The organism is Arthrobacter sp. TJ-263, assembly GCF_058269155.1.
In genome coordinates, this window is record NZ_JBZCNE010000002.1 from 744,284 (window position 1) to 762,017 (window position 17,734).

General features: G+C 71.2%; 16 protein-coding genes. 8 read left to right on the forward strand and 8 right to left on the reverse strand.

The features are described 5' to 3' along the window. Positions 1–3: 3 nt before the first annotated feature. Complete coding sequence (locus AC4D2F_RS13975; protein WP_490911060.1) at positions 4–702, reverse strand: iron-dependent transcriptional repressor DtxR; 699 nt, start codon at positions 700–702, stop codon at positions 4–6. Positions 703–952: 250 nt separating this feature from the next. Between AC4D2F_RS13975 and serC the strand changes: the two genes are divergently transcribed. Continuing rightward, on the forward strand, positions 953–2,077 hold the full coding sequence (serC, locus tag AC4D2F_RS13980; protein WP_490911061.1) for a phosphoserine transaminase: 1,125 nt from the start codon (positions 953–955) through the stop codon (positions 2,075–2,077). Positions 2,078–2,146: 69 nt separating this feature from the next. On the opposite strand, the gene AC4D2F_RS13985 is transcribed toward serC, so the two are convergent. The 3 genes from AC4D2F_RS13985 to AC4D2F_RS13995 are packed head-to-tail and all read right to left on the reverse strand — an operon-like array spanning position 2,147 to position 4,478. After that, entirely contained in the window at positions 2,147–3,424 is a 1,278-nt protein-coding gene (locus AC4D2F_RS13985) for an MFS transporter (RefSeq protein ID WP_490911062.1), read from the reverse strand. Between the two features lie 34 nt (positions 3,425–3,458). After that, positions 3,459–4,085, reverse strand: a complete 627-nt coding sequence (locus AC4D2F_RS13990) for a DUF3027 domain-containing protein (RefSeq protein WP_490911063.1) — start codon at positions 4,083–4,085, stop codon at positions 3,459–3,461. A 9-nt stretch (positions 4,086–4,094) separates the two neighbouring features. Continuing rightward, the gene (locus AC4D2F_RS13995; RefSeq protein ID WP_104168751.1) at positions 4,095–4,478 is read right to left on the reverse strand and encodes a cold-shock protein; all 384 of its coding nucleotides are present in this window, start codon (positions 4,476–4,478) and stop codon (positions 4,095–4,097) included. Between the two features lie 166 nt (positions 4,479–4,644). Between AC4D2F_RS13995 and AC4D2F_RS14000 the strand changes: the two genes are divergently transcribed. The 6 genes from AC4D2F_RS14000 to AC4D2F_RS14025 all read left to right on the forward strand — a co-directional run bounded on the left by AC4D2F_RS14000 (position 4,645) and on the right by AC4D2F_RS14025 (position 11,834). After that, entirely contained in the window at positions 4,645–4,935 is a 291-nt protein-coding gene (locus tag AC4D2F_RS14000) for a hypothetical protein (protein ID WP_490911064.1), read from the forward strand. A gap of 99 nt (positions 4,936–5,034) precedes the next feature. Beyond that, positions 5,035–7,452: a helicase-associated domain-containing protein gene (locus tag AC4D2F_RS14005; RefSeq protein ID WP_490911065.1), complete on the forward strand. Its 2,418-nt coding sequence runs from the start codon at positions 5,035–5,037 to the stop codon at positions 7,450–7,452. Next, positions 7,445–9,100, forward strand: a complete 1,656-nt coding sequence (locus tag AC4D2F_RS14010; protein WP_490911066.1) for a DNA repair helicase XPB — start codon at positions 7,445–7,447, stop codon at positions 9,098–9,100. The genes AC4D2F_RS14005 and AC4D2F_RS14010 overlap by 8 nt, the downstream gene beginning before the upstream one ends. Before the next feature lie 59 nt (positions 9,101–9,159). Next, positions 9,160–9,870 (forward strand): response regulator transcription factor, encoded by a 711-nt coding sequence (locus AC4D2F_RS14015; protein WP_104168755.1) that lies wholly within the window; start codon positions 9,160–9,162, stop codon positions 9,868–9,870. Between the two features lie 10 nt (positions 9,871–9,880). Then, positions 9,881–11,482, forward strand: coding sequence for a sensor histidine kinase (locus AC4D2F_RS14020; protein WP_490911067.1), 1,602 nt, complete (start codon positions 9,881–9,883; stop codon positions 11,480–11,482). A 61-nt stretch (positions 11,483–11,543) separates the two neighbouring features. Continuing rightward, positions 11,544–11,834, forward strand: coding sequence for a WXG100 family type VII secretion target (locus tag AC4D2F_RS14025; protein ID WP_490911068.1), 291 nt, complete (start codon positions 11,544–11,546; stop codon positions 11,832–11,834). A gap of 97 nt (positions 11,835–11,931) precedes the next feature. Here AC4D2F_RS14025 and groL read toward each other — a convergent pair whose 3' ends face one another. The 3 genes from groL to AC4D2F_RS14040 form a co-directional block, all read right to left on the reverse strand. Further along, complete coding sequence (gene groL, locus AC4D2F_RS14030; protein ID WP_104168757.1) at positions 11,932–13,566, reverse strand: chaperonin GroEL; 1,635 nt, start codon at positions 13,564–13,566, stop codon at positions 11,932–11,934. A gap of 518 nt (positions 13,567–14,084) precedes the next feature. After that, entirely contained in the window at positions 14,085–14,696 is a 612-nt protein-coding gene (locus AC4D2F_RS14035) for a LytR C-terminal domain-containing protein (RefSeq protein ID WP_490911069.1), read from the reverse strand. Between the two features lie 42 nt (positions 14,697–14,738). Then, on the reverse strand, positions 14,739–15,044 hold the full coding sequence (locus tag AC4D2F_RS14040) for a DUF3263 domain-containing protein (protein ID WP_104168759.1): 306 nt from the start codon (positions 15,042–15,044) through the stop codon (positions 14,739–14,741). 109 nt (positions 15,045–15,153) lie between these two features. Here AC4D2F_RS14040 and AC4D2F_RS14045 point away from each other — a divergent pair, with 109 nt between their 5' ends. Then, positions 15,154–15,969: a uracil-DNA glycosylase gene (locus tag AC4D2F_RS14045; protein ID WP_490911070.1), complete on the forward strand. Its 816-nt coding sequence runs from the start codon at positions 15,154–15,156 to the stop codon at positions 15,967–15,969. Between the two features lie 51 nt (positions 15,970–16,020). Here the strand turns inward: AC4D2F_RS14045 and AC4D2F_RS14050 are convergent, their stop codons facing one another. Next, positions 16,021–17,709: a threonine/serine exporter family protein gene (locus tag AC4D2F_RS14050; protein WP_490911071.1), complete on the reverse strand. Its 1,689-nt coding sequence runs from the start codon at positions 17,707–17,709 to the stop codon at positions 16,021–16,023. Positions 17,710–17,734: the final 25 nt, after the last annotated feature.

A 17,734-nucleotide genomic window follows, 5' to 3' on the forward strand; every position in this document is an offset into this window, starting at 1 on the left:
CGGTCAGTCCCCGACGGAGACGAAGACGTGCGAGGCGACCTCGGGCGGCAGTTCGAGGGCACCTTCGACACCGGGGACGCGCACGGAGACGTACCCTCCCACCGATTCGAGACTGAGCCGTGCGCCCGGGCGCAGCCCGCCCTCGTCGAGCTGGGTGAGGAGTTCGGGGTCCACCTGGATGGGTTCGGCGAGGCGCGCGAGCGTGACCAGGCTGCCGGGCGTGTAAGTGGCCATCGCGGACAGCAGCGTGACCACGCCGTCCGTGAACAGCTCCGATTCCACGCCGCCGATGGCCGCCAGGCCGGGGATAGGGTTGCCGTAGGGAGAGTCCGAGGGCTTGCCGAGGAGCTCGTACAGTCGGCGCTCCACGCGCTCGCTCATGACGTGCTCCCAGCGGCACGCCTCGTCGTGCACGTATGCCCAGTCGAGTCCGATCACGTCGCTCAGGAGGCGCTCCGCGAGACGGTGCTTCCTCATCACGCCGGTGGCGCGGCGCCGGCCGGTCTCGGTGAGCTCGAGGTGCCTGTCACCGGAGACGACCACGAGGCCGTCGCGTTCCATCCGGCCGATGGTCTGGGACACGGTGGGGCCGGAGTGGCGCAGCCGCTCGGCGATGCGCGCACGGAGCGCGACGATGTTCTCTTCCTCGAGCTCAAGGATGGTCCGCAGGTACATCTCGGTGGTGTCGATGAGGTCCGTCATGCGGTTCAGCTCCTTGGTGCGGTGCGGGTGCGCGGCTGGACTGCCTCACGCCGGTGAGGGGTGCGGCCATCGGCCCGGTTCCGCCCCACGCCTCCCAAGGTTAACGCATGGCATCACGGGCCCGGCAATCCTGGGGCCGGCCGTGCCCGGGCTGCCGAAGCGTCCTCCCCGGGGGCGTTAACAAATGGAGGGCCATCGGCCGCTGGGGCAGAATTGAGGTCTGCACCCCCGTCCCAGAGTTGGAGCCCCCTTGAGCGAATCATCCCGCATCCCCGCACACCTCCTCCCCTCGGACGGCCGCTTCGGTGCAGGTCCGTCGAAGGTCCGGAGCGGTCAGGTCGACGCCCTCGTCGCGGCCGGCACCTCCCTCCTGGGGACCTCCCACCGCCAGGCCCCGGTCCGCGACCTCGTGGGGCGCGTCCGCGAAGGGCTCCGCGCCTTCTTCGCCGCCCCCGACGGGTACGAGGTGGTCCTCGGTGTGGGCGGCTCGACGGCCTTCTGGGACGTCGCCACGTTCGGGCTCGTCGACCGGAAGGCCCAGCACCTCTCCTTCGGGGAGTTCGGTTCCAAGTTCGCGTCCGCCACGAACAAGGCACCGTTCCTCGACGCCTCCAGCGTCCTCACGAGTGAGCCGGGCACCCGGCCGGAGGCGGCGGCGGAGGCCGGCGTCGATGTCTATGCCTGGCCGCAGAACGAGACCTCCACCGGCGTTGCAGCACCCGTCCGGCGGGTCGAGGGCGCCGACGACGGAGCCCTCGTCGTCGTCGATGCCACCTCCGCAGCGGGCGGGCTCGACGTCGACGTCTCCCAGGCGGACGTCTACTACTTCGCGCCGCAGAAGAACTTCGCCTCGGACGGCGGCCTGTGGCTCGGCCTGTTCTCCCCCGCCGCGCTGGAGCGCGCGGCGCGCATCGCCGCCGGCGACCGCTGGATCCCGGATTTCCTCGACCTGCAGACGGCCATCGACAACTCGCGCCTCAACCAGACCTACAACACGCCGTCGCTCTCGACGCTCGTGACGCTGGAGGCCCAGGTGCAGTGGCTCAATGCGCAGGGTGGCCTGCCCTTCGCGGCGGCCCGGACGGCGGACTCGGCGGGGCGGCTGTACCGCTGGGCGGAGGCCTCCCCCGTGGCGCGCCCCTACGTGACCCGTCCCGAGGACCGCTCGAACGTGATCGTCACGGTGGACTTCGACGAGGCGGTGGACGCGGCCCGGATCGCCGCCATCCTGCGCGCCAACGGGGTCGTCGACGTCGAGCCGTACCGGAAGCTGGGGCGCAACCAGCTCCGCGTGGCCACCTTCGTGGCCATCGAGCCCGACGACGTCTCGGCCCTCATCGGCTGCATCGACCACGTGGTCGAGAACCTCCTGTAGGTCCGTACATCCGGGGATCCGGTCCGCCGCGCCGACCCCCGCAGTCGGGCCTGCTCCGCGGTGACCCCCCTACGGCGTGGGGTCGGACGCTCCGGCCTCGTGGTCGATGCGCAGGCGCCTCGGCGCCGAGCGGTCGTAGCGCAGCCGCACGTCGTGGTAACGCCATGCCCAGAAGATTCCCACCCCGGCGGCGATCAGCCCGGACGCCGCCGCGACCCCGAGGCTCCACCGCGGGCCGAACATGTCCGAGACCCACCCCACCACCGGCGCTCCGAGCGGCGTCCCCCCGAGGAAGATGGCGAAGTACAGGGCCATGACGCGCCCGCGCATGGCCGGCTCCGTGGTGGTCTGGACGTAGGCGTTGGCGCTGGTCATGAGCGTGAGTGCGAACAGGCCCACGGGCACGAGCGCCAGCCCGAAGAGCCACAGGGTGGGGGCCAGGGCGGCCAGCGCGCACGCGATCCCGAAGGCCGCCGAGGCGCCGAAGATGAATCGCAGGCGCGGCCTGTCGCGCCGCGCGGAGAGCAGCGCGCCCGCGACGGAGCCCACCGCCATCACCGAGGACAGCACGCCGAAGACCCCTGCGCCCTGGCCGAACTCGGTGCGCGCCATCGCGGCGATGAACACCGCGAAGTTCAGTCCGAAAGTGCCGACGATGAAGATCGCGAGCATCACGATCATGAGGTCCGGCCGGTGCCGCACGTAGCGGAAGCCCGCCCTGATGCGCCCCTTGCCCGGCACCGGCCGCGGTTGCGCGTTCAGTTCCGAGCTGCGCATCGCCAGCAGCACGTAGACCATCGCACCGAACGTCAGCGCGTTGATCATGAACACCCAGCCGGGCCCTACGCCCGCGGTCAGCAGTCCCGCGATGGCGGGACCGACGAGGCGTGCCCCGTTGAAGGAGGCGCTGTTGAGCGCCACGGCGTTGGGGAGGTAGTCGTCGCGCACGAGGTCGGACACGAACGCCTGCCGGGCGGGGGCGTCGAAGGCCGAGACGACGCCGAGCGCGAGGGCGAAGGCGTAGACGTGCCAGAGGGCGGCGACGTCCAGGAGGACCATCAGTCCGAGGCCGACGCCCAGCAGCGCCATGGCCACCTGCGTGGTGACGAGGAGCTTCCGCCGGTCGACGGTGTCCGCGATGAGGCCCGCCCACGGGGCGATGACGAGTTGGGGCCCCAGCTGCAGGGCCATGACGATGCCGAGCGCCGACGCGTTCTGCTCGGTCAGGATGTCGTAGACCAGCCAGTCCTGCGCGGTCCGCTGCATCCACGTGCCGATGTTGGAGACCAGCGCCCCGATGAACCAGAGCCTGTAGTTGTGGATACCGAGGGACCGGAAGGTGCTCACGCCCCTCCCCTTCCGCTCCGGCACCACACGTGGATCACTCGGCGTCGGGCCGTCCCGCGGCGGAGGCCTCCGGATCGTCCTCGCCGGCCACCGGGGTCCCGCCCGTATCGGCGGTGACGGCAGTGCCGGCAGTGACGGCCGCATCGGCGGTGCCGGACCCGTCGGCAGCACCTGTTCCGTCGGTCGCCCCGGAGCCTGCAGCAGCATCCGACGGCGACGCCTCGTCCTGCGGCGAGTCCTCGGGACGCACACGCTGGGACCAGGGCAGCCACTCGGGTGCCAGCAGGGAGGCCGGGGAGGGCAGCAGCCCCACCTCGCAGACCGTCACGTCCTTGCTCCGCGCCACGCGGGCCACGCTCGCGTACCACTGCCATCCGCCGTATCCGGGCACGAAGGCCTCGAACCGGTGGGTGACCAGGCGCTCTCCCTCGATCACGGCCGACACATGGCGTCCCACCTGCGCCTCGGGGGCGATCTCCAGCACTCCCTGACGCGCCCGCTCCACGGCGGCTTCGAGTACGGAGTCGGTCTTCGGGATGCGGCGGGTCACCCGGGGCTTGCGCGCGGCCTCGGCGACGGCGGGTACGTCGGTGCCCTCGGCGGTCGCTTCGATGTCGGTCGACGGCGCGCCGTCGACGGCGTCCAGGTTGCTCGGGGTCATGATCGAAGCCTACGCGTCGAGGTCGTCGGCAACCGCGCGCAGGACCGCCGCGACCTTCGCCGCGTGCGCCTTCTCCGGGTAGCGCCCCTTGCGGAGACCGTTGGAGACGCCGTCGAGCAGCTTGATGAGATCCTCCGTGATGACGGCCATGTCGTCGGCGCTCTTCCGGGTTGCCCTGGCGACGGAGGGAGGCTGCTCGAGGATACGCGCGGAGAGGGCCTGGGGGCCGCGACGCCCGTCGGCGACGCCGAACTCCAGCTTCGTGCCCACTTTGACCTCGGTCACGCCCGCCGGCAGGGCCGAGGCGTGCAGGAACACTTCCTTGCCGTCGTCCGTGGCCAGGAATCCGAATCCCTTGTCCGCGTCGAACCACTTCACTTTGCCGATGGGCACGTCGTCTACCTCTTCTTGGCTGTACCGGGCGGTGTCACCGGCGGCCCTGGCCCGGTCCACGCAGGCCGCCTGGCACCCAGGCGGACTGCTGCCGCCGGGAAGTCTGTGTCTCCTAGGGTATAGCGTCGTGAGCGGCCCGCCGCGGTTCTTGTAGTCTGGGACGGCTATGACCCCTGACGAACCGGCCACGAACCCCACTTCCGACCATCCCGGCGACGCAGCGGTGCCGGGCGGTGCACCCGGACGGTCGTCGCGGAGCCGGTTCCTGGTGATGGTCCTCGCGGTGGCCTTCGCCGGCGTCGGCCTGGTGTCCCTGGCGGCCATCCTGATGACGGCCTTCCTGCAGGGCAACGTATGGCCCGGCTTCGTGCTGGCCAGCTACTTCTGCCTCCCGATCGCGTTCCTCCTGATGGTCTCGCTGCTCGTCCGGTCCGTCATCTCCCGCCGGAACTCCTGAGACCACGACCGATCCGAGCGCTGCACGCCGTACGACGGGCGTCACAAGGCGCGCACCTGACCACGCGCCGTGTCAGCGGCGCCGGGTAATCTTGGGGTGATGTCCGCAATCCGAGCACTGGCCGATCAGCTGGCCCTCCGGAGCGATGACGACCTGCGCCGCCTCCTCACCGTCCGGCCCGACCTCATCCTTCCCCCGGTGCCGGACTTCGCCGCGCTCGCCGCCCGGGCGTCCTCGCGCACGAGCCTGCAGCGGGCACTGGACAACATCACGCGGCCCCAGCTCCAGGTCCTCGAGGCCCTCGTGGTCCTCACCGAGGACGACGGCGCCGCGGTGCCGTCCGCCCGTCTCGCCGCCGCCCTGTCGCAGGGAAGCACCGACGCCGTCGAGGCGTTCCTCGACGACCTCGCCCGGCGCGCCCTCGTCGTCGGGTCCGCGGCGGAGGGCTTCCTGCCCGTCGGAGCGATGGCCGACGCCGTGGCGCCCTACCCGGCGGGCCTCGGCCGCTCCTTCCGGACCCTCGCCCGCTCCATCCCGCGGTTCGGTCCCGCGCTCGTCCGCGCCGCCGCGGTCCTCGCCCCGGACTCCGGGCACGAGGCGGGAACGTCGGCCGCCGCCGCGCGGGTGCTGGATGGGGTGACTGCGGACCCGGAGGCCTGGGACCGGCTCATGGCCGGTGCCCCCGAAGGCGTGGAGGCCCTGCTCGCCCGCCTCCGTGACACCCCGGTCGGTTCGACGGCGACCGGAGGTGCCGGCGGTGCCCCGCCTGCCGTGCAGTGGCTCCTGGACCGCTGCCTGCTGGCACCGCTGGACGCCCTCCACGTCGAGCTCCCCCGCGGCGTCGGCAGGGCCGTCCGCGGCCACGCCGTCTTCGCGTCCCTCGATCGGGACCCGCCGTCCACCGATGCGCGGACCACCCGGGCGACGCTGCGTGACAACGCGGCATTCGGCGCGATCGCGGAAACCCTGCGACAGGTGGGATCCCTGCTCGCGGTCGTCGCCGGCTCCCCCGTCTCCACCCTCCGCTCCGGCGGCGTGGGCGTGCGCGAGCTCCGGCGCGTCCGCGAGGCAGTGCACTGCAGCGACGGCGAGGCCGCCTGGCTGCTCGAACTCGCGGCCGCCGTCGGACTCCTCGTCCTCGATCCGGACGACTCCCGCTGGAAGACCGCCCAGCCCGATGCCTGGGAGACGCTGGACCGGGACGCCCAGTGGCAGCTGCTCGTCGAGGGATGGCTCGCCGTGGACCGCGCCCCGGCGCTCGTCGGATCGAAGCTGCCGGACGGCACGTCCGTCAACGCCCTCGCCGCGGAGGCGTCCCGGCCCGACGCCCCGATGGTGCGCCGGCGGCTCCTGTCCGTCGCCCTCGAACTGTCGGACACCCCCGCGGACGCGCCCGGCACGGTCGGGTCCGGAGCGGCCGGCACCGTCCGCGTCCTGACCGAGCAGGCCGTCGTCGGGCTCGCCACCTGGCACCAGCCGCGCCTGCACCGGCGCTTCTCCCGGCTCGTCCCCGGCATGCTGACGGAGGCCGCCGCGCTCGGGCTGACGGGCGGCGGCGCGCTCTCCGGGCCCGGCAGGCTCGTCGCCGAGGGCCGCTTCGGGGACGCCGCCCTCGGTGTGCGGGACGCCCTGCCGGCCCCTGTCTCCCATGTGGTGCTGCAGGCCGATCTCACCGCCGTCGCCCCCGGGTACCTGCAGCCCGCGGTCGCGCGCGGCCTCCTGCGCATGTCCACCCCCGAGGGTCAGGGACCGGCCACGACCTACCGTTTCTCCGCCGACTCCCTCCGTACCGCGCTCGACGCCGGGGAGGACGCCCCCTCCATCCTCGACTTCCTCCGCACGCACTCCGCCACGGAGATCCCGCAGGCCCTGACGTATCTCGTCGAGGACACCGCGTCCCGGTACGGCGGTCTCCGGGTGGGCCGGGCCGGCAGCTACCTGCGCACGGAGGACGACGCCGTCGCCGCCGCAGTCCTGGCGGACCCGCGCGCCGCGGTGCTCGGCATCGTGCAGATCGCACCGACCGTGCTGGTGTCCCCCGCCTCCGCCCAGGAGCTGACCGGTCTCCTGCGCGACCTCGGTTTCGCCCCGGCGTCGGACCCCGTGACCGCCGTCGGACCCACGCCCGCCGGGCCGGTCGAACCGTCCTCACCCGGCAGGGCGCCGGACCAGCTCCGGTCGCGGCTCAACCCGTGGTCCGTCGCCGAGGAGGAGATCACGGCGCAGCTGGCCGCCCTCCGCACCCCGGGCCCCGCGACCGCCGATCCGGCGGGGGCCGCCGACAGCGAGACGCTGCTCGGGCTGGAGACGCTCCGCGCGGCCATCCGGTCACGCAGCAGGATCCGCCTCGGCACCGCGGACAGCGAGGGGAATCACGTGCGCCAGGTCCTTGTTCCCCTCTCGGTGTCGGGAGGCCGCCTGCGGGTGTTCGATCCCGAGAACCAGGTGGAGAAAGTCGTGTCCGTACACCGCGTCATGGACGTGGAGATCCTCGAAGGGAGCGCCGCCGATGGTTGACGGGCCGCTGATCGTCCAGAGCGACAAGACCATCCTGCTCGAGGTGGACCACGAGCAGGCCACCGAGGCGCGCCACGCGATCGCCGCGTTCGCCGAACTCGAGCGTGCGCCCGAGCACGTGCACAGCTACCGGCTCACGCCCCTCGGGCTGTGGAACGCCCGCGCCGCCGGACTCGACGCCGAGCACGTCCTCGACACCCTCCTGACGTACTCCCGCTTCCCGGTGCCGCATGCCCTCCTGATCGACATCGAGGACACGATGTCCCGCTACGGGCGCCTCCGGCTCGAGAAGGACCCGCAGCACGGCCTCGTGCTGCGCACCACGGACTATCCCGTCCTCGAGGAGGTCCTGCACGCGAAGAAGATCCAGCCCCTCCTCGGGCCCAGGATCGACGGCGAGACCGTCGTCGTGCACTCCTCCCAGCGCGGGCAGCTGAAGCAGCTGCTGCTGAAGCTCGGGTGGCCGGCGGAGGACTTCGCGGGCTATGTGGACGGGACACCGCACCCGATCGTGCTCGACGAGGAGGGCTGGACGCTGCGCCCGTACCAGAAGCTCGCGGTCGAGAACTTCTGGTCGGGCGGCTCGGGTGTCGTCGTCCTGCCGTGCGGCGCGGGGAAGACCCTCGTGGGCGCCGCCGCCATGGCCACGAGCCAGACCACCACACTGATCCTCGTCACCAACACGGTGTCCGCGCGGCAGTGGAAGGACGAGCTGCTCAAGCGGACATCCCTGACGGAGGACGAGATCGGGGAGTACTCCGGGGCGGTGAAGCAGGTCCGCCCGGTGACGATCGCGACGTACCAGGTCCTCACGATGAAGCGCGGCGGCCTGTACCCGCACCTCGAGCTGCTCGACGCCAACGACTGGGGCCTGATCGTGTACGACGAGGTGCATCTCCTCCCGGCGCCGATCTTCAAGATGACCGCGGACCTGCAGGCCCGCCGGCGGCTCGGCCTCACCGCGACGCTCGTCCGGGAGGACGGCCGCGAGGGCGAGGTCTTCTCACTCATCGGGCCGAAGCGCTACGACGCGCCCTGGAAGGACATCGAGGCGCAGGGGTACATCGCCCCCGCGGACTGCGTGGAGGTGCGCGTCGACCTGCCGCGGGACGAGCGGGTCGCCTACGCGATGGCCGACGACGGCGACAAGTACCGCCTGTGCGCGACGTCGGACACCAAGTCCGACGTGGTGGAGAAGCTCGTCGCGGCGCACCGGGGCGAGCAGCTGCTCGTCATCGGCCAGTACATCGACCAGCTCGACGACCTCGCGGCGCGCCTCGACGCCCCCGTGATCAAGGGCGAGACCCCCGTGAAGGAGCGGCAGCGGCTTTTCGACGCCTTCCGGGCCGGGGAGATCACCGTGCTCGTGGTGTCGAAGGTGGCGAACTTCTCCATCGACCTCCCGGAGGCGTCCGTCGCGGTCCAGGTGTCCGGCTCGTTCGGGTCACGCCAGGAGGAGGCCCAGCGCCTCGGACGGCTGCTGCGCCCGAAGGCGGACGGGCGGGCGGCCCGGTTCTACACCGTCGTGGCCCGTGACACCCTCGATCAGGACTTCGCGGCGAAGCGCCAGCGCTTCCTGGCCGAACAGGGCTATGCGTACCGTATCCTCGATGCGGCGGCCATCGGGGACAAGGGACCCAGGGACTGACCAGCAGGCGTACAGGAGCAGTCCAGCCAACTCACAGGCGGAGTGCGGATACTGGGAGGGTGAAAAAAACGGTCCCCGAAGCGAAACTCCTGGTCGTCGACGACGAACCGAACATCCGTGAACTCCTCTCGACGTCGTTGCGCTTCGCCGGTTTCGACGTCGTCGCCGCCGCGAACGGCCGGGAAGCCCTTGCCGCCGCCGAGACGCACAATCCCGATCTCGCCGTGCTCGACGTCATGCTCCCCGACATGGACGGCTTCACCGTCACGCGGCGGCTCCGCGCCGCGGGACGCCACTTCCCCGTGGTCTTCCTGACGGCCCGGGACGACACCGACGACAAGGTCACGGGCCTCACGGTCGGCGGGGACGACTACGTGACGAAGCCGTTCAGCCTCGACGAGGTCGTCGCGCGCATCCGCGCCGTCCTGCGCCGCACGCACCCGCTCGAGGACGACGACGCCGTGATCCGCGTCGCCGACCTGGAACTCGACGACGACGCCCACGAGGTCCGGCGCAACGGGGAGACCATCGAGCTCTCCCCCACCGAGTTCAAGCTCCTGCGGTACCTCATGATGAACCCGAACCGCGTCCTGTCCAAGGCCCAGATCCTCGACCACGTCTGGGAGTACGACTTCAACGGCGACGCGTCGATCGTCGAGTCCTACATCTCCTACCTGCGGCGCAAGATCGACAGGAACCCCGACGCCGTCGCCCTGATCCAGACCAAGCGGGGCGTGGGCTATCTGCTGCGCACCGCTGACAAGCGGTAGCACCGGCGACTTGGTCAAGCGTTGGAACGCGGCGTCGCTCCGCTCGCAGCTCGTGGCGATCATCATGCTCCTGATGATCGTCACGGTGGGCATCACGGGCCTCGCCACCGTCTCCCTCCTGCGGGACGGCCTGGTGGACCGCGTCGACCAGGACCTGTGGAACAACGCCAGGACCGTCGCGAACGACATCTACTCCACCGAGCCCCAGGCAGACGGCGCCGTGCTGAGGTACTACGCCGCGCTGCTCGACAGCGACGGCGGCGTGGTGGTGGCCAACCAGTCCGACGACGCCCTCGACGTACCGGACCTCGGGGGCATGACGCAGGAACGCATCATCGACCTCGACGGCGCCGGCTTCGACGTGCCCAGCACCGACGCCGACAGCCAGGGGTGGCGCGTGCGGATCTTCAGGTTCGCGAACACCGACGGGTACCTCGCGATCGCCTCCCGCCTGAACACGGTGAACGAATCGGTGCAGGAGGCGAAGGAGATCATCTTCACCTCCGGCCTCGTCACGACGGCCCTCGCCTCGCTCATCGCCTTCGTGACGGTGACGCGGCAGTTCGCACCACTCGCCCGGGTGGAGCGGACGGCGGCGGCGATCGCCACCGGCGACCTCTCCCGCCGCGTCGCCGTCGAACGCCCCGCGTCGGAGATCGGGCGGCTCTCCCGGTCCCTCAACGCGATGCTCGCGCACATCGAGCGGGCCTTCGCCGCCCGCACCGCGTCGGAGACCAAGATGCGGCGGTTCGTCGCCGACGCGTCCCACGAGTTGAGGACACCGCTCGTCACCATCCGCGGCTACTCGGAGCTGTACCGGCACGGCGCCCTGCAGAAGGACGAGGACGTCGCGGCCGCGATGGGCCGGATCGAGAGCGAGGCGATCCGCATGGGCCAGCTGGTCGAGGACCTGCTGACGCTCGCGCGGATCGACGAGCAGCGCCGGCCCGACGTGAAGCCCGTGGACCTCACGGTACTCGGACATGACGCCGCCTTCGACGCGCGGGCCACCGCCCCGGATCGCACCGTCACCGTCATCGGGCTCGACGGCGGCAGCCCCCGGTCCGCCCCCACCCGCGGGGACGAGGCCCGGCTCCGCCAGGTGGTCGCGAACCTCATGACCAATGCGCTGCGGTACACGCCCGCCGGTTCGCCGATCGAGATCGCGGTCGGCGTCGCTCCCGTCCTGCACGGCCACAGCGATTCCGTCCTCGAGGTGCGCGACCACGGTCCCGGCATCTCGGAGGACGACGCCGCCAAGGTCTTCGAGCGCTTCTACCGCGCGGACACCTCCCGGCACCGCGAGACCGGGGGCACGGGCCTCGGCCTCGCGATCGTCGCCGCGCTGGTGGCCCAGCACGACGGCACGGTCAGGCTCGAGGAGACCCCCGGCGGGGGCGCTACCCTGTCGATCCGGCTTCCGCACGTCCCCCTCGACGGGGACCTCACCGATGAGGGAGCGCCGGAGCAGGACGCCGCGACCGGTGAGGCGGTGACGGACGCGCCCCGGGACCCGGGCTCGGACCAGCACCCGGCCGTCCCGGACGGCCTCACCCCGCCCCAGGCCCCGCCGACGAAGCCCGTTGTCCACAAACGCCGCGACGCCCGCTGATCGTCCCGGTGCGTGCCCTAGCGTCGAGCGCGTCAAGGAAGCGCGAGCACAGGAGGACGGAATGGCATTCTTCAACGTGGACACTGATAGCCTGGCGGCCAAGAGCAGCCAGGTACAGGGCACCATCGGGAGGCTGCAGGCGGAGGTGGACTCCATGCAGGCCGGGCTCCGCGAACTGGAGGGGCTCTGGACGGGGCAGGCGGCCACCAATTTCCAGCAACTCATCCTGCAGTGGCGGGCCACGCAGCAGCAGGTCGAGGAGTCGCTGACCGGCATCAATGCAGCCCTGAACGTCGCCACCCAGCAGTACGCCGATGCCGAGCAGAGCAACGCGCGGATGTTCATGAGCTGAGCCGGGCACCGCCGGGGCGCATGCGAAGGGCGGCACCCCTGTCCGGGAGTGCCGCCCTCCGTGCGTGCTGTGCGCGGGAGCCGCGCAGGCGGTGGGGCTAGAAGCCGCCCATGCCGCCCATGCCGCCCATGTCGTCGCCGCCGCCGGCAGGAGCTGCCTTCTCCGGCTTGTCGGCCACGACGGCCTCGGTGGTGAGGAACAGGCCTGCGATCGACGCTGCGTTCTGCAGGGCCGAGCGGGTGACCTTCACGGGATCGTTCACCCCGGCGGCGAGGAGGTCCTCGTACACGCCGGTGGCAGCGTTCAGGCCGTGGCCTGCAGGCAGGCCACGGACCTTGTCGACGACGACGCCGGGCTCGAGGCCGGCGTTGAAGGCGATCTGCTTGAGCGGTGCGTCGATGGCGACGCGGACGATGTTCGCGCCCGTCGCCTCGTCGCCCGTGAGCTTGAGGTTGGCGAACGCCTTGGCGCCGGCCTGGATGAGGGCCACGCCACCACCGGCGACGATGCCTTCCTCGACGGCAGCCTTCGCGTTGCGGACGGCGTCCTCGATGCGGTGCTTGCGCTCCTTGAGCTCGACCTCCGTTGCGGCGCCGGCCTTGATGACTGCAACGCCGCCGGCCAGCTTGGCCAGGCGTTCCTGCAGCTTCTCGCGGTCGTAGTCGGAGTCGGAGTTGTCGATCTCGGCGCGGATCTGCGCCACGCGTCCGGCGATGGCGTCGGCGTCGCCGGCACCCTCGACGATGGTGGTCTCGTCCTTGGTCACGACGACCTTGCGGGCGGTACCGAGCAGGTCGAGGGTAGCGGTCTCGAGCTTGAGGCCGACCTCCTCGGCGATGACCTGGCCACCGGTGAGGATGGCGATGTCGGCGAGCTGCGCCTTGCGACGGTCACCGAAGCCCGGAGCCTTGACGGCGACGGACTTGAAGGTGCCGCGGATCTTGTTGACCACGAGGGTCGCGAGGGCTTCGCCTTCGATGTCCTCGGCGATGATGAGCAGGGGCTTGCCCGACTGCATGACCTTCTCGAGGACTGCGACGAGATCCTTCACGTTGCTGATCTTCGAGTTCACGATCAGGACGTAGGGGTCCTCGAGGACCGTCTCCTGGCGCTCTGCGTCGGTGACGAAGTAGCCCGAGATGTAGCCCTTGTCGAAGCGCATGCCCTCGGTGAGTTCGAGCTCCAACCCGAAGGTGTTGGACTCCTCGACCGTGATGACGCCTTCCTTGCCCACCTTGTCCAGGGCTTCGGCGATGAGGGCGCCGATCTCGTCGTCACCGGCGGAGATGGAGGCCGTGGCAGCGATCTCCTCCTTGGTCTCGATCTCCTTGGCGGAGGCGAGCAGTTCCTCGGTGACGGCCTGGACGGCCTTCTCGATGCCGCGCTTGAGGCTCAGGGGGTCGGCGCCGGCTGCGACGTTGCGCAGGCCTTCCTTGACCAGGGCCTGGGCGAGCACGGTGGCGGTGGTGGTTCCGTCGCCTGCGACGTCGTCCGTCTTCTTGGCGACCTCCTTGACGAGCTCGGCGCCGATCTTCTCGAACGGGTCGTCGAGTTCGATCTCCTTGGCGATGGACACGCCGTCGTTCGTGATGGTGGGGGCACCCCACTTCTTCTCGAGCACGACGTTGCGGCCACGAGGGCCGAGGGTCACCTTGACGGCGTCAGCGAGGATGTTGAGGCCCCGCTCGAGGCCGCGGCGGGCCTCTTCATCAAAAGAAATGATCTTGGCCATACGGCTTAGGTCCTTTCGGGACGGTTGCATTTCAGCATGTGAATGCTTGCCTGCGTGTGGTGCCCGCGACGGCCGGATGAAGCCGGAACGATCTCTTTCACGTTCCTGCTCCACCCCCACCACAGAGGTTTGCCTGCTTCACGCGCCACGCACAGTCTTAGCAGTCTGCGCGCGCGAGTGCTAACTCAATAATTAGCACTCCCACCCTATGAGTGCAACCCGCCTGGGCCACCCGGTGGGGATCGTCAGGGCGTCCGGCCGGTGATGTCCTGATGCCGTGGTGCGGACATCCGCAAGGGCACAGGTCGAGCGGACCACGTGTCCGGGGAGGCACAGTGTCGTCGTCAGCAGGCGGTCCGGACCCTGAGGAGTCCGCCGCGCAGGAGGGACCGACGCGCCGGCAGGTCGGGCGCCGAACGGCCCCGGCCGCTGTGCCCCGACCCGACGGTGTCGTCGGCGGGCCGGCCTCCGGCGCTGCCCGGCGGACGCTGCCCCGGACGCCCTGCAGGGTCCGCCGGCTACTGGAACTCGGGGCCGAGGACCACCGAGATGGCCGGCGAGATACCGACGCTCTCGACGAGATTCGCGATGTCGAGGTCCGCGGCCACGGCTTCCGCGTCGGTCCGCTGCTCCTCGCCGTTGTAGAAGACCACGGAAGCGTCCACGGGGACACCGGCCCAGTTCCCGGGGAGGGCGGACGTCCATCCGGCCGAAGCAAGCCGACCGGCCGCCACGGCCGCCAGGCCCGGCGTCCCCGTGCCGTTGAGGACGTTGACGGTCTGGGCCCGGTCCGCGGCGTCCGCGCCCTCGGAGGCGTCCGCGGACGCGCCGTCGGTCGCGGTCCCGCCCGGCCCGCTCGTGGCTCCGGCGGATGCGGTGCCCGAGGGTTCCGACGTCGCGGAGGCTCCGGGGCTCGACGTCGGCGTCACGCCGGCGTCGGCCGCTCCCGTGAAGCCGAGGCGGGGCAGAAGGAAGAACGACCCCAGACCGACCAGGAGCGCCAGGACCCCCGCGGCGATCTTGAGGGCGAGGCCGTTGGACCGTGCCGTGATGAGCCGCTCGCGGTGGACTCCCTGGCGCGCGGACGATGCCGGGACGCGGTCGAACTCGTCCCGTGGGTGATCAGTCATGGATGGGGGTGGTCCTTCGCTCGTCGAGAATGGCGGGACGTGCTAGATGTCCGCGCCGAGCCGGCGGGCCGAGCGTGCCTTCTGCCGGGTGGACCGGAGGCGCCTCAGCCTCTTGACGAGCATCGGATCGTGGGCGAGGGCCGCTTCGGTGTCGATGAGGGCGTTGAGCGCCTGGTAGTAGTGCGTGGCGGACAGGCCGAAGAGATCCCGGATGGCCTGCTCCTTGGCGCCGGAGTACTTCCACCATTCGCGTTCGAGGGCGAGCATCCGCTGCTCGCGGTCGCCCAGGGCCAGCCGGTCGTCCGTCCCGGACGTCGCGTCATCCGAATGCCGCTGTGGCTCGGCCATCTCTTTTGTGCCTTCCGTCAGCGGTCATAACTGTCATCCCATGATAATCGGGAATGACAACACTGTCATTCGGACGATATGATCCGGCTGCCCGGGCGAGAATGGGGTCATGACCTCCGCCGACCCCACTCTGTTCGACCTGCCGGACACGCCTGCGGGCGGCCGCGGGACCGGCACCGCGGAACCCCGGACCGACGGGCACCCGGCCCCGAACCCCTCGGTCTTCCCCTTCGCCGCCCCGGCCCGGATCGAGGACCTCGTTCCCGCCGACTGGGCGGCCGCGCTCAAGCCGGTGGAGCCCGTCCTCCACCGCCTCGCGGTGTCCCTGGCGGAGGACCTCGACGGCGGACGCCGGGTCCTGCCCGATGCCACCCGGATCCTCCGGGCCTTCACCACGCCGCTGGACGGCGTCCGGGTGGTTCTCGTGGGGCAGGACCCGTACCCCACGGTCGGGCACGCCGTCGGGCTCAGCTTCGCCGTCGATCCGCGGACCCGGCCGATCCCCCGCAGCCTGGCGAACATCTACCGTGAACTCGCCTCCGACGTGGGCGCGCAGCCGCCCGCATCGGGCGATCTGTCCGGCTGGGCCGAGCAGGGTGTCCTCCTGCTCAACCGTGTGCTGACGGTCCGCGCCGGCGAGGCGGCGTCGCACCGGGGGTTGGGGTGGGAGGAGGTCACCGACGCCGCCATCCGCGCCCTCGTGGCGCGGGGCGGGCCGCTCGTGGCCATCCTGTGGGGCAAGGACGCACTCCGCCTCAAGCCGCTGCTCGGCCCGACGCCGACGGTCGAGTCGGTGCACCCCAGCCCGCTCTCTGCCTCCCGCGGGTTCTTCGGCTCCCGGCCCTTCACCCGCGCCAACGAACTCCTGACCCGGCAGGGCGCCGACCCCATCGACTGGACGCACACGGCGGGCCGGACCGGCTGACGCGGCCCCGCGGGGCGACGGCGTCGCCGCGCGGCATCCCGAGGTGTGCGGCTATCGCCGCCGGTTCCGCTGCCGCTCGTCGGAGCTGAGCTTCCGCGTGAACGGCCGCGCCAGGTTGTCGCCGAGGACCACGCCCGCCGCGATCGCCAGTACGACCGTCAGGGCGTTGAAGAGGCCGAGCGCGCCGTCGGAGACGATCTCCGACTCGATGGTGAGCATGTACATCGAGCGGAAGATGGACAGCCCGGGGTAGAGGAACAGCACCGCGGGAACCGCGACCACGAGCTGGGGGGCACCCAGGCGGAGGGCGACGACGCGCGAGAGTCCACCGATCAGGACGGCGGCGAGGGCCGGCGCCAACCGGTACCCGACGCCCGCCGCGACGGCACTGATCATCAGGAGATACCCGGCGACGGCGACGAGCGACGTGGGGAGCACGAGCTTCACGTCGGTCTGCTCGGCGATGCAGATCATGGCCACGGCGATGAGGACGAGCACCGCGACCAGCGGCCACGGGTACTGGCTGCCGGACGATTCGAACACCTCGAGTTCGGGGATCCCGATCGCTGATCCGGCCACGAGCGCGACGGCGATCCCGGCCACGAGCGCCGCGAAGACGAGGATCGCGGAGAGGTACCTGCCTGCGGCCGTGACCGGGAACCCGTTGATGGCGTCCTGTGTGGCCGAGACGAGCCGACCCGTCGGCAGGAGCAGCAGGATGCCGCCCACCACCACCAGCGCCGGCGTGATGGGCACCTCGAGCCACCAGAACAGCATCGCGATCAGGGTGATCAGCGCGGCAGAGGTGGCGACGGAGAAGAACTCCGGGACGCGCCACTCCCCCAGCTTGCGGCTGACGAGGTCGACGAGGATGCAACTGATGAAGCCGACCAGCGAGCCGAGCAGGGTCCCGCCGACGAAGGCCACGATGGCGGCGGAGAAGATGCCGAAGGCGGCGGTCACCATCCAGCGGGGGAAGGGCTTGGGCCGGTGGGTGATCTCGTCGAGTCGCTGGGCGGCCTCGGTCCGGGAGACCCCGCCGTCGGCGATGTCCGAGACGAGCCGATGGATGGCCGTGAGGCCTGCGTAGTTGTTCGTCCACGAACGGACCACCCGCAGCACCGTCGTCGGCGTCTGGTCCTTCGCGGAGTAGTTGATGATCACGGACTGGTTGGTGATGTCCACCTCGATGTGGTCGAGGCCGAACGCAGCGGTGACGGCGATGATGCTCGTCTCCACCTCCAGGGCGCCCGCGCCGTACCGGAACATGGTCTCGGCGAGGTTCAGGGCGAAATCGAGGGCCTTGCGGGCACCGGCGTCGGGGCCCCCGACCTGGATCATCGGGTTCGCGTAGGGGCTGCCGGCGAGCCGCTCCACGATGCTCATCGCCTGGGTGGGTGGAGCTTCGCCCTGCACGAGGCGGCGGAGCACGTTCCGAGCCGCCGCGTTGGACCGGCTCGACGACGGCACGCTCCGCGGTGTCGTCGGAAGCGCGTCCGTGGGGCTCGCGGCGGGCTGCCGCTGGCGGGACGACCGGGGGACCCTCGGTTCCGACGCCGGGCGCTTCGGTGGAGCCCCGGCCCTGGCGCCCTTCCTGACGGCACCTCCCTTGCCCGCCGCCAGCTGACGCTTCTCGTCGTCGGACGGGTCGAACGGGCGTTGGATCACCGGGAGTGCCTCCGCCACGGGCGACGGATCAGGGGGCAGGAGCCCGTCCGCCGGGGTCGAACCGTCTGTCACAGCGGCCTTTCATGCGTCGATCACA